The following is a 12,694-nucleotide window of genomic DNA, read 5'->3' on the forward strand; positions in this document are numbered from 1 at the left end:
CCTGATTATTAATACTCCAGCGACTCCATATAATTCATATACTTCACAACCATAAGTGCAATCTTAAAGGTAATTGCATCTTCAAACACACGCAGATCCAAGCCGGTACTTTTCTGCAATTTATCCAGCCGATACACCAGTGTATTACGATGAATATATAATTGTCTGGATGTCTCTGATACGTTCAGATTATTCTCGAAGAATTTGTTAATCGTAGTTAACGTCTCCTCATCGAAATCATCTGGAGATTTCCCCTCAAAAATCTCACGTATGAACATCTTGCACAATGGAATCGGTAATTGATAGATCAAACGTCCAATTCCCAAAGCACTATATGCAATCACATTCCTTTCACTAAAGAAGATCTTTCCTACATCCAGAGCAAGTTTTGCTTCTTTGTATGATTTGGATACTTCTTTAATATCATTGACGATGGTTCCATATGCAATCAGGACTCCCTCTTCTCCTTCCTCTGTCAAAAGGTTATACAGATTCTGAGCAATCTTCTCCAATTCCACATGACCATCATTAGGCTCCAGTTCTTTCACGACAATAATATTTTTCTCATCAACTGCCGTAACAAAATCTTTCGCCCGGTTTCCTAACAGATTCCGCACATTATCAAGTGCAGTACTGTCCTTTTCGTGCTTTGTCTCAATAATAAAGATAACACGTCTTACTTCCGTGTCAATATGTAATTTTTTGGCACGGTTGTAAATATCCACTAATAACAGATTATCCAGCAGCAAATTCTTGATAAAATTATCTTTATCAAATCTTTCTTTATAAGCAATCAAAAGATTCTGAATTTGAAATGCAGCAATCTTTCCCACCATGTATACATCATCACTGCCGCCATTAACAAGAAGTATATACTCCAGCTGATGTTCATCAAAAATCTTAAAGAACTGATACCCCTGAACAACCTGACTGTCAGCCGGAGATTCTACGAATGAAACTATTTCATCCTCATAATTTTCCTGTTCTGTAAATGTACTTGCAAGAGATTTACCATCGGTGTCCATTACGCAGAAGTCAATACGTGTAATCCCTTTCAATCCTTCAATTGTATTTTGAAGTATTTGATTAGATATCATATTCCATCTCCTCCACTCATTTCAATATGCATTTTTCACAATAAAATAGGCTCAATAATTCTAAAAACACACATTACTAGACTATATATTAATATATATAGACAAAAAAATAAAGAGGAAATCACATTTTTTTGTTGATTTCCTCAAGTTTATTTTCATTTATCCATTTTTTTGTCATGTACATAGTGACGAAAAGTTATTTTTCTCGTTTTCTTTTTTCCATCTCGTTCTTAAATAGATGCCTGATAAAGAATTGTCCCAGCCATCCTTGACCAAAACCGGTTTGTTTCACAGGTGTGTTTTTCTTTCCAAGTCCTACCCATAAGCGCGCATCCAAAAGGGATCTGTTCTTTATAATAAATGTTTCCTGAAGAGGTGAGGAAAGTGTTGCAAGAATACAATCCACTTCTCCTCCATTGATTGCATTGACCAGCATATCATCCGCACGATTTTGTGCAGATACTTTTGCCATACCAATAATCTGTGTACCCCCATAATGGCGTTGAAGATAATTATACATCTCCTGTCCTTCTTCTTCTGATTCCACCAAAAGATAGACTCTTTTATGATTCTTGTGGAGATATCTCATAAACATTTTTAAGAAAACTTGACCTTCTGTTTCCTGTAAAAACTTGCGGTCTGTAATATCTGCCGCCTCAAGGATCGTCTTATCTCCAGCCAAAACCAGATCAAACTTACTGACAGCTTCTTTAACTGACGGCATGTCATCGACCTGCATCAATCCTTCCACTGTTGCGGTCTCAATTACACTGACCGGCTCTGTTTCCAGGTAAGACATTGCTTTTTTCATTGCTTCTTTTGCTGAACATTGATCTATATCTACATCTAAAACTCTAATCTTACTGTCCATATTTTCACCTGCATAAATTACTTCCAGTTTTTCGATTATAGCAAATGGATATTCTCTTTTCAACCTTTATGTCCAAATGTTCACACTTGTTAATATTTTTGTCATTTTTTCCCTGTCTCTTTTTTCTTTTTTGTCATCAATCCGCCAATTTTCCCTGTTTCTTTTGAAGAAAGTGATTTCCACCCTTCTTCCATGACTTTATCCAACAATCCCAATTCTTCTGCTATCTCATATTTTAATTTTTCATCTTGCGTCAGCTCATCAAGTCGAATACTTTTCTTCTTTTCTTCCATATCCATGCATACCCCTTTCATTTTTCATAAGTATTGACCTGTTTTCTTTAGAATATACTGGAAGGAAGTCCAAACTTTTACCAAAAAGAAAACGTCTCTCCTCAGAAAGACGTTTTCCATCCCTTAATAATTGGCCGGTTCATCCGGAATGATAATTGCCGCAATAAAATATGCCAGAATTCCTGTTCCTGTACATGCAAAAAGTACCAATGCCAGTCGGATTAATGTGGGATCTATATTAAAATATTCTGCAATTCCTCCACATACTCCACAGATCATTCTGTTTTTTCTTGAACGGTATAACTTTTTAGGTTCCATACTCATATCCTCCTTTATTCTTCATGATGCATTTCTTCAAATTCAACAGTAACGTTTCCAACACCACATTCAATCTGCATCTCCTTATTTGCTCCGTTATCAATCCGTTTTTCTACTGACAGACCAGAATAACTGTTTTCACCGCAAATAATTTCTCCAATGCCACATTCAATATCATAATTAAATTCATGTTCTTCCCCCTCTGCAGTGTACTGAATCTCACCAACACCGCATTCAATCTCCATATCTAGATCCGCACTTCCTCTGGCAGTCAGAGAACCAGTATCACAATTAAGATCAACCTTCGCAGCTGAAAAATGATCAATCTCTGCCTCACCGGCACCAACATCTACCGAAAAACTTTCTGTGCATACATCTTCCACATATAATGTTCCCGCGCCAATATCCAGAGAGACTTCACCCAGTTTTGCTTCTTTTGGGAGATAGATTCGAATTGTGCCAATTCCAATATGATTGATATGTGTCAGATTCTTTTTTGTACTTAGTTTTAGTTCATTATTCTCCATATAACATCGAAAGCCCAATTTTTCACTGATTCCGTCTGTCTCTACGATTATATCTTCACTGTCCGATGTCAGGACCTCTACTTCACCTGCAAATATCTCTGCATTTATTTTTCTTACTTCATGGAAAGATTGATGAATGTCTTCCGCAATATATTCTCCTGCATCTTCTGATTCATCATCCCAATGAATCACTCCAAACCCAATTCCATTCGGGAATCTACTATGCAATGCCTCTGTCGTAACTCCAAGCCCCCATGCCGCCACGCAACATGCCAGACCTATCCCGGCAGTCACTCCGCACACGATCCAGAATATCTTCCAGCCACGTCTCATCGTTACGCCACCACCCTTCTATGAAATGGTTTTCTGCAAAGCCATACAATTCCTCTACAGATTCCTGGGAACACAATAATACAAAGTCTGACACTTGCCACTGTTGCTATCACTCCAAGAACAGACAGAATCAATCCTGTTCCAACAAGAGCGAGACCAATCGCTAATTCCGGAATAAGATTAATGATTCCCACACAGAAGACAGATACTCCTGCAATCACAACTGCAATAGAGGCAATAACAAGTGCTACAAATACTGCAAATAACACAACTACACATCCAATAATCAATGCTGCTATTCCCAACGCAACGGGGATAATAACTGGACCCGCCATAAGAATGATTGCAATAATTAATATAATTTTTAATATTTTGCTGGTTCTCGGCGGACGTTGTTCTTCATAACTTTGATAGCCGCCACGATACTCCTCTTGAGATTCTTTATGACTCTCACGTTCTGTCGGCATATTCTTCTGCTCATATCTTGCATCCGTATATCCATTTTCAGTATACTCGCCGGCATCCTGGAAATCTCCTCTCAAATCGGCTTTGATATTGGCTGCGACAGTTGCCGGTTCTCCCAGTTCCTCAATAACCTGTTGTTCATTCTCTTCTCCGGCATCATCAAAATAGTCATTATAATACTGCATCGCTTCTTTTCGTTCCTCCACAGGTACATCCTGTAATAATGAAGCTAATTCTGTCATAAACTCTATGCGATTCATGCAGTTACACCTCCCTCAAACAATTCATTGATTTTTCCAGAATAATTTTTCCATTCTGTCCGATACAAATTCAACTGTACCATTCCTTTTTCTGTCACTTTATAGTATCGCCTGTTCCGGCCATCAAACTGCCTGTCATATACTTCCAGATATTCATCCTTCTGCAGTCTTCTCAGCACCGGATATAAAGTTGACTCCGATACTTCGATCGTCTTTCTTACATCCTGAGTAATCTTATACCCATAAGTTCCTTCCTTCTCTCTCGAAACAACCGCCAAAACGATTGCATCCAGGAGAGCAGCTCCGGTGTTAAATACCATATTCTCACTCCTTTGCTGGGATTTATAATATTATTTACAAATACAATATTATTTTTATACCTATATTATATGTTGTATAATATAGTTTGTCAACACATATTGTGTAGAAAGTATTAAAAAAGCAGGATAAAATTCTCATGCGAAATTTTATCCTGCTTTTTTATGGATTCTTAGCGAAAGACATCTGAACCATCTGCCCAGCTCCACTCCTCACCGTACTCTCTCTACACTTTCTCCTACACAACGATTTCCTTCTTCATCGTAAAGGAATAGATGATCTTCTCTTTCACTTTTTTTTGCGTCATCTGCTCCAATGCTTTTGCATAATAATCGAGCTGCGCATGGTATTTCTCAGCCAGTTCGTCTGGACTGCAGATCTTATCTGTCTTGTAATCCAATACAACAAGACCATCATCTTCTTCAAAATACGCATCAATAATCCCCTGAACAAGGATTAACTCCCCCTCCTCCTCTTCCGGATAAATCTCTCGGGCATCTACTCCGAGGACAAAAGGCTGTTCTTTCCACAGATGCCCCAGCTCAGCGGCTTTTTTCATCCGCTGCCCCACACTGCATTCCAGAAATCCTTTTATGTCCACAGTCCGGATACATGCCGCCATATCTTGTCCCAGCTTTCCGTCTGCTACATAAGCATCCATTGCAGATTGTAACGTTAATGTATCGTAAGATTTCGACAGATCCAGAAGCTCCATCACCCGATGGTATACCGTACCACGCGAAGCACCCGTTAACTCCTCTTTTTCCTGCAAAAATCTAGGCACAAGAGGCACGACTTCCGGTTCCCCATAAAGAAGTTCTCCTGATTCATCCAACTCTTCTCCGAGACTTTCCTTTAGATAGCTTCTCTTTTTTAATTCTGACACTGTAAATTTCAGCTTTTGCTGTCGGCTGTCCATATATGGATACTGATAACTGAACTGCTCCCGCAATGTCTTATGAACATCCTCTTCATAGATCTTCTGAGTATCCCAGTTTTCCAATATGGTTCTGGTAAGTCTTCCAGCCGTTTCTTCTTCCACCTCGTTACGTACAATATCCTCAATTGTTAAGATTCGCATCTCCATTGGAACATCTGATCCCAGACGCTGCATAGCAGGAAGAATCCAATCCCAATAAGTTACTGCTTTACTTAATCTTTCGAATGACAACGTATCTTCTTTCTGCTCAGTCACCATCTTGTACCCTGCCATTTTCTTTTCCAGATTCGAGATAGTTCCCGTAAGAATCAATTTTTCCTTTGCTCGGGTAAGTGCCACATACAAGACCCTTAATTCTTCTCCCAGACTGTCTAAGGCTTCTTCTTTCTGTATTACTTTTTTTATGATACTCGGGCTTTTGGTTCTTGCCGCAAGATCAACAGCATCCAGTCCCACCCCCATCTTGGCATGGAGTGACACGCTGCTTCGTGCATCCTGCATATTAAATTTCTTTCCTAAGCCAGCTACAAACACGACAGGGAATTCCAGTCCTTTGCTTTTGTGGATGGTCATTACACGGACGGTATCTGACTGCTCATCCTCAATACTTGCCTCTCCATAATCCACATCGTATTTTTGAAGCTGCTCAATATAACGGACAAAATGAAACAATCCTTTATAGCTAGTGGCTTCAAAAGCTCTTGCTTTCTCAACCAGCATCTCCAGATTCGCCCTTCTTTGTTCTCCTCCGGGCATTGATGATACATAATCACCATAACCAGTCTCTTCGAGAATCTTCCACAAAAGTTCATGCATAGGTGTATACGGCAGAATAGACCTGAATTCATCCATCTTCTTCAGACATTTTTCAAGTTTTCCTCGAATCACAGAATCTTTTCCCTCAGCACAATAAGATGTAACTGCCTGATGAAAGGAACTATCTCTATATACGCTCTTGATAGATGCCAATTCCATTTCAGTCAGTTCACCGAAAGGAGATCTTAACACTGCTGCCAGAGGAATATCCTGTCTTCGATTATCCAAAACTCTCAGATAATCCAACAGAACACCTATTTCCTGCGTTGCAAAATACCCTTCTCGCGTACCTGCATATGTCGGGATTCCTTGTCGATTCAAAACTTCTGTAAATACATCTGCAAATCCTTTCACACTGCGGGTCAAAATTACAATATCCGAATATCGTACCGGACGAAACTCACCGGTTTTTTTGTCGATCACCTGATGGCTGGCCAACAGTTCTCGAATTCTGCCCGCAATTGCCCGCGCCTCTAATTCTCTCTCTGTTATCCTGGTAACCTCTTTTAACTCAACGTCTGCTCCTTGCCATGATTCCAGATCACTGTCAATCACCAGGACTTCTGTCTTCAGATTCTTACCTTCTTTATAGTCCGCTCCCGCATATAAAGCTGCCTGATCATCATAGGTAATTCCTCCCAGATTATGTACCATAATCTGTCTGAATATAAAATTCACACTGTCCAACACCTCGCGCCTGCTTCGAAAGTTTTTATGAAGATCAACACGCTGAGTCTGACTATCTTCCATACTATAAGTATGAAATTTCTCCATAAAAAGTTCTGGTCTGGACAAACGAAAGCGATAGATGCTCTGCTTCACATCACCTACCATAAATATATTGTAATGTCCCTGAGACGCCTTAGAGATGCTGGTCAGTATCGTCTCCTGAATAAAGTTACTGTCTTGATACTCATCAATCATAATCTCAAAAAATTGTTGCTGATATTCTCTGGCAGCTGCTGATGGCAAAAATCCATATTCTGTCTTCTCCGTCAGAATCTGTAGAGCATACTGCTCCATATCCGAGAAATCAATCATATTTTTCGCCCGTTTTTTCTCCTCAAATCGCTCTGCGAATATCTGTACCAATTCCGCAAGTTCCTCCATCGCCGGGCGGCAAAGCTGAATATCCTCCAGGACATCCCTTACATCCTGATAGAAATACTGTCCTTCCAGGTCTTTTACAATCTTTTTTACTTCTTCTCGGATAGATTTTACTTGTTCTATTTTATCTTCTGATACCATCTTGTCTTTGTTGACCGCCAATCGCACCCACTTTACTTCCGAAAATACCTGTGTCATTTTCTCAAATGTGTCAGCAGAGCGCAATTTCTCAATAACCTGACTGTCATTCAAAAGAGTCGTCTCATATACCGCTGGTCCATCTGCAGTCTGGCAAATTGCGATTCCCTGCTCCAATAATTTCATAGCTTCTTCCAGATAGCTTCTTGTATTCTTCATTGCGAAACAAATATAATCACATTCTTCCAGTTCCTGAAGATCTTCTATCTGATAAGCTTTTACACATTTTTCTATCCACTCTTTGGCATCTGGATAACTTCTGGAAAATTCATAAATCTTCAAGATCAGCTCTTCTATCTTCTTATCACTTTTGCCTCCTCCATATGACAAAGAAAAATCCAAAAATCTCTGATTTCCTTGCTGATATTTTTCTTCCAGAATCTCTTTTACAACATCCTGACGAAGTAATTTCAGCTCTCCTTCTTCTCCAATGCGAAATCCAGGATCCAGATTAATCACATGAAAATGATCTCGGATCACAGACAGACAAAAGCTGTGTATCGTAGTAATATGAGCATTGTGAATCAAAGTTGCCTGTTGCTTTAGATGTTCATTCTCTGGAAATTCATCCAGTTTTTTTTCTATCGCATTTCTAATTCTTTCTTTCATCTCAGCTGCTGCCGCTTCCGTAAATGTGACGATCAACAGTTGATCAACATCTATCGGATTCACATCTGCTGTCAGCATCGTAATAATACGTTCTACCAAAACCGCTGTTTTACCAGAGCCAGCCGCTGCTGAGACAAGGATATTCCGATTTCTCAGATCAATCACTTTTTGCTGTTCTTCCGTCCATGTCACGCCCATGATCTATTCCTCTCCTTCCCACGCTTTTGTCTCTTCTTTCATCGCAGCAATTGCTTCTTCCTGAGTCATTTTCCCTATCTCACGATATGCATATCCTTGTATCTTTGTATCAAAACCACAGACATGCTTATATTTACAGTAATCACAGCCCGTCTCCTGACCTCTGCGATAAGGCGACACATCCGTGTTGCCTTCCAGTATCTGTCTCTTTGTCTTTTCTATCTTCCGGACAGCATGATGCATCATAATCTGAAATTCTTCCTCAGATACCGCTTTGGAACTTTTCGCAAGGCTCCCATTCTTGTTATATTTTACCGGAACAGCAAGTGATTCTCCATTTTTCTTACGATCCAGATGCTCTAACGTATCGCCACTTAGGTTTATCATGCCATCTGGTTTTAATTCTTTCAAAAGTGCATCTTCGATTTCTTCTTTCTTCTGCTTTTCTACCAATGGATCCTGAATCCGATAATAGAACACACCCGATGGGATTACTTCTTTTCCCGGATGCTTTTGGGTTTCCATCTTTACAGCGGCATCCATATAGACCATCAATTGTAGCTGAAGGCCATGATACAACGATACGATATCAAAAGCCTGACTTCCGGTCTTATAGTCCACTACTTTCACATAAACTTTCTCCTGATCCTCGCAGGTATCTATCCGGTCAATTTTTCCATTGGCAAATCGGAACTCATAAGCGGACGGCCGAAAATCTCCGGCCTCCAATTGCTTTGTCAATGCCCATATCGTTCGTTCCAGCATTTGTTTTATGCGGACAATCATATATTCATCTCTGGAAGAACTATAGAGAACAGAATTCCCGTAATCAGTAATTGCTTCTTCCACACTTTCTTCTATATAATACTTCTGTTCATCTTCTGATAAACATACCCAGTCCTTATGTCCTCTCTCCACTTTTTGTGAATACTTCTCCAACGCACTATGACATATATTTCCGAGATCTACTGCCTGAAACTCATACTGCTGTCGTTCCCGTAAGTTCAAACCATATGTAAGAAAATGTGCAAATGCACAGGCCGAGAACCGCTCCATTCTTGTAATACTTGTCTCAAAATTCTCCCCATACAGTCCTTTTGCAACTTCTTCCGTCAATCCATCCATCGGACGCTGATAATATCCAGCATTCAATAAGCTTTCTACCTTCTCGCGCCACTTTGGATTTCTCCTATACCAAGAATACAATTCTTTCCATGTATCATCCATGCCATTTCCTGTTCCCTGCATTCCCCGGATGATACAATCCAGCCCCATTTTTTCTGTAAACTCTCGCTGTTTTAACTCTTTTTCTTCTTCATCCTGAAGCTTCATGAGAGGAAATATTCTACGCAATTCCTGTATCAGATAAGAAGGGCGGATACTTTTCCCATCGGAAGATACTTTACTATAATAGACTTCCAATTTATCAGAGGGTTTCGTCAGGTTCATATATAGATAAAACTTCTGAATATAAGCTTTTTCTTTTCCTCCAGGCGATAATGCCAACTTCTCTCGTTGAAAACTCTCTCGATCACGTTCAGATAATAACCCTGTCTGCAACAATGCACCCGGGAGCTGCGTATCATTTGCCCCCAGGAAAAATAATGCTTTGATATCTTTTAACCTGGTACGCTCCACATCACCAGCTACAACCTGATCTATACTCGGAGGAATCACCCCTACTCTTGCTTCCTCCAGACCGGCATCCAGCAATTCACAGTATTCCTTCAAACTTACTGGCTCATCCCCCAGCAATTCCACAAACTTATCAAAGAGCTCCACTACTATCCGATATACCTGTGCATATTCTTTTGCCAAAGCCAGCTCTCCCATCGCCTGAAATTCTTCTTCTTGCTTTTTTAGGCGCAGCTGCAGTTCTTCACGGACCACGAACTCATACACCGCCAAGGTAATATCCTTTACCGTTTTCTTTCGTTGCTTTAACACAAACATTAATGCATCTGTCTTCTCCACCAAAAGGACGCGAAAATGATTCATACGTTCCAGTTCTTCTTCCGTCATACCTTTCAGACGACGTACCCATTTTTCCTGCCACTTCTTATACCCTTTGATTCCCAGGCCAATCACATAGTTCTCTAATTCATCAATCTCATCACAGGTAAATCCTGCCAGATTCGTGCGCAAAAACCGAAAAACACTTTCGTAGGAGAAATTCTGTTCCGCCATATTCAAAAGGCTTCGAATATACTCCACAAAAGAATTCAAAAGGATACTTCTCTTATGATCCATAAATACCGGTATCTCATACAGTTCAAACGCCCGCTCCAGATAATCCCCGTACACATCCATATTGCTTACGATGACTCCAATATCTCGGTAACGATATCCCTTTCGTCTGACCAGCGCCCGGATATCTCCTGCCAGAGCAAGTGCTTCTTCTTTCGGATTTCTTGCAACATGAATTCCTATCGAATCCTGTTCTTTTCTAAATGTATCTTTCCCATAACGGAACAAGTTCCGTTCCAAAAACGCAAGAGCATCATTTTCACGGAAACGATAAACCGGCTTTTCATACTTACAGATTGGTTCTTCAATCGGAATTTTCTCCTCTTGAGCTAACTGAATCAGTGTAGTAACCGTATGTTTACTCAGTGCAAACAACTGATATGGGTGCTGATAGACATATGGATTTTCACGGTCATCCATCGTAACTGTCACTATCACTTTACGGCAATGCCTGAGCAGTTCCAATATCAAACGATTCTGTACCGGTGTAAATCCCGTGAATCCATCTAACACGATCATACTATTCTTTAATATATCTGATCTGCAGATTACCTTACTCAGAGCATCTAAAAGTTCCTCTTTGGTAATGTATTTTTTCTCCAGATATTCTGAGAATCCACGATATAGAATCTGGATATCTTTTAACTTATAATAAAGTCTCGACTGCTCACCTGCCGTCTCCATTACCCGTTCCAGCTCTTCTTCGCCAATGTCATATTGTGTAAACTCTGAGATAACAGATTTTACTTCACTGATGTATCCCAGTTTTTTCATATTACCTCTTAGAACGCATAATTCATTCTCGTAATCTCCCGCAATCTTTCGCAGAATTAGATTCTTTCCCTCATCATCCAATACCGGAAGGGGCTCTCCACCTGTCTCCTCAAACACTCGATATGCAAGACGTCCAAAACTCAGGACATCAATATTCATAATTCCATGACATGGATGCATCGTCACCAGATCCTTCTGTGTCTGCATAGTAAACTGCTCCGGCACCAGAACAATGTAATTTCGTTCCGGATATCTCCGGGCTTCTTCAATAACGTACTGATATAAATCATGTGATTTTCCAGAGCCAGAAGGCCCAAATACAAATTGCAAAGACATCCTTGTCCCTCCCTGAATTGCTATTGTGCTTATTATATCACACTTGTATCAGTGATGCACGGCAATAGAAAAGGCCTGCCGGACAGATGCCAGACAGACCCTACTATCTTCATATATTCTATATTATAAACTTCTTAATTTTTCCGCGAATTCATTACTTAATGTAATCTTTGCTACATAGAATACATCTCCAGTCATATAGACATTCCAGTCATCTTCGATCTCAACCTGAAGATCTCCGCCTGGCATATGAACAATCACTTTATTGTTCGTCATGCCCAGCTTATATGCAACTCCCGCTGCCGCGCAGGCACCTGTTCCTGATGCCAGTGTATAACCGGCGCCTCTTTCATAGATTTCAATAGAGACATGTTCTTTATCAACAACTTTCATAATCTGCGTATTCACACGATTTGGAAAATATCTTGCAATCTCAGCGTAATCTCCGATCTTGCAAACCAACGGCTTAGATATCTCACGCATTGGAATGACACAATGTGGATTTCCGATGGAGACACAAGTGACTGGATATAATGTTCTTCCAAATACCATATCTTCATTGATTACTTCTCGACGCTCCCCTGTAACTGGGATATCATCACTCCAAAAAGATAATTTTCCCATTGACACACGCAGACGGCTGCCGTCTTCATTCAGGAAAGTCACCTCCACTGGTCCATTGCCTGTGTAGAGTTTGAAGTTTTTCTTCTGCACATAACTTGCATCTTTCAGATATTTTGCAAAAATACGAACACCATTACCACTGGTCTCAGATTCACTTCCGTCTGGATTCCATACCTTTACATACATGCCATCTTCTTTTAAGATTGGTCCCTCCAGGACACCGTCAGAGCCCAGTCCCGCATTACGGTCACAAATCATCTTTACATTTTCCGGTGTCAATTCCAATTCATTTTTATTTGGATCAAATACAACATAATCATTTCCCAACCCATGATAACGTTCCAATACAACTTTCATAACATA

At 40.1% G+C, this 12,694-nt stretch carries 10 protein-coding genes; all 10 read right to left on the reverse strand.

Going from position 1 to position 12,694, the window contains the following annotated elements; all coding sequences use genetic code 11:
• Positions 1-8: 8 nt before the first annotated feature.
• Positions 9-1,097: a PucR family transcriptional regulator gene (locus ACQRBH_RS12695; RefSeq protein WP_235233981.1), complete on the reverse strand. Its 1,089-nt coding sequence runs from the start codon at positions 1,095-1,097 to the stop codon at positions 9-11.
• 196 nt (positions 1,098-1,293) lie between these two features.
• Positions 1,294-1,968: a WecB/TagA/CpsF family glycosyltransferase gene (locus ACQRBH_RS12700; protein ID WP_235233880.1), complete on the reverse strand. Its 675-nt coding sequence runs from the start codon at positions 1,966-1,968 to the stop codon at positions 1,294-1,296.
• Positions 1,969-2,069: 101 nt separating this feature from the next.
• The gene (locus ACQRBH_RS12705; protein WP_235233922.1) at positions 2,070-2,261 is read right to left on the reverse strand and encodes a small, acid-soluble spore protein, alpha/beta type; all 192 of its coding nucleotides are present in this window, start codon (positions 2,259-2,261) and stop codon (positions 2,070-2,072) included.
• Between the two features lie 123 nt (positions 2,262-2,384).
• Complete coding sequence (locus tag ACQRBH_RS12710; protein ID WP_235233881.1) at positions 2,385-2,579, reverse strand: PspC domain-containing protein; 195 nt, start codon at positions 2,577-2,579, stop codon at positions 2,385-2,387.
• A 14-nt stretch (positions 2,580-2,593) separates the two neighbouring features.
• Positions 2,594-3,439: a DUF4097 family beta strand repeat-containing protein gene (locus ACQRBH_RS12715; protein ID WP_427743855.1), complete on the reverse strand. Its 846-nt coding sequence runs from the start codon at positions 3,437-3,439 to the stop codon at positions 2,594-2,596.
• A 2-nt stretch (positions 3,440-3,441) separates the two neighbouring features.
• A complete protein-coding gene (locus ACQRBH_RS12720; RefSeq protein ID WP_427743856.1) occupies positions 3,442-4,164 on the reverse strand; it encodes a DUF1700 domain-containing protein in 723 nt (240 codons plus the stop codon).
• Positions 4,161-4,484, reverse strand: coding sequence for a PadR family transcriptional regulator (locus ACQRBH_RS12725; protein ID WP_427743857.1), 324 nt, complete (start codon positions 4,482-4,484; stop codon positions 4,161-4,163). Before ACQRBH_RS12725 ends, ACQRBH_RS12720 begins: the two co-directional genes overlap by 4 nt.
• A gap of 236 nt (positions 4,485-4,720) precedes the next feature.
• Positions 4,721-8,350 carry a helicase-exonuclease AddAB subunit AddA gene (gene addA / locus ACQRBH_RS12730; protein ID WP_427761963.1) on the reverse strand — a complete coding sequence of 1,210 codons (3,630 nt, stop codon included), beginning with the start codon at positions 8,348-8,350 and terminating at the stop codon, positions 4,721-4,723.
• Positions 8,351-8,353: 3 nt separating this feature from the next.
• Positions 8,354-11,707 carry a helicase-exonuclease AddAB subunit AddB gene (gene addB / locus ACQRBH_RS12735; protein ID WP_427761964.1) on the reverse strand — a complete coding sequence of 1,118 codons (3,354 nt, stop codon included), beginning with the start codon at positions 11,705-11,707 and terminating at the stop codon, positions 8,354-8,356.
• Between the two features lie 123 nt (positions 11,708-11,830).
• Positions 11,831-12,688: a diaminopimelate epimerase gene (dapF, locus tag ACQRBH_RS12740; protein ID WP_235233888.1), complete on the reverse strand. Its 858-nt coding sequence runs from the start codon at positions 12,686-12,688 to the stop codon at positions 11,831-11,833.
• Positions 12,689-12,694 lie beyond the last annotated feature (6 nt).

This window comes from Bariatricus sp. SGI.161 (assembly GCF_050313695.1).
Classification (GTDB): Bacteria; Bacillota; Clostridia; order Lachnospirales; family Lachnospiraceae; genus JAFBIX01.

What these genes read in the sequence shown, in the direction of transcription:
- ACQRBH_RS12695 (WP_235233981.1), bottom strand. Translation starts at nt 1,097, where the DNA reads ATGATATCTAATCAAATACTTCAAAATACAATTGAAGGATTGAAAGGG.
- ACQRBH_RS12700 (WP_235233880.1), bottom strand. Translation starts at nt 1,968, where the DNA reads ATGGACAGTAAGATTAGAGTTTTAGATGTAGATATAGATCAATGTTCA.
- ACQRBH_RS12705 (WP_235233922.1), bottom strand. Translation starts at nt 2,261, where the DNA reads ATGGAAGAAAAGAAGAAAAGTATTCGACTTGATGAGCTGACGCAAGAT.
- ACQRBH_RS12710 (WP_235233881.1), bottom strand. Translation starts at nt 2,579, where the DNA reads ATGGAACCTAAAAAGTTATACCGTTCAAGAAAAAACAGAATGATCTGT.
- ACQRBH_RS12715 (WP_427743855.1), bottom strand. Translation starts at nt 3,439, where the DNA reads ATGAGACGTGGCTGGAAGATATTCTGGATCGTGTGCGGAGTGACTGCC.
- ACQRBH_RS12720 (WP_427743856.1), bottom strand. Translation starts at nt 4,164, where the DNA reads ATGAATCGCATAGAGTTTATGACAGAATTAGCTTCATTATTACAGGAT.
- ACQRBH_RS12725 (WP_427743857.1), bottom strand. Translation starts at nt 4,484, where the DNA reads ATGGTATTTAACACCGGAGCTGCTCTCCTGGATGCAATCGTTTTGGCG.
- addA (WP_427761963.1), bottom strand. Translation starts at nt 8,350, where the DNA reads ATGGGCGTGACATGGACGGAAGAACAGCAAAAAGTGATTGATCTGAGA.
- addB (WP_427761964.1), bottom strand. Translation starts at nt 11,707, where the DNA reads ATGTCTTTGCAATTTGTATTTGGGCCTTCTGGCTCTGGAAAATCACAT.
- dapF (WP_235233888.1), bottom strand. Translation starts at nt 12,688, where the DNA reads ATGAAAGTTGTATTGGAACGTTATCATGGGTTGGGAAATGATTATGTT.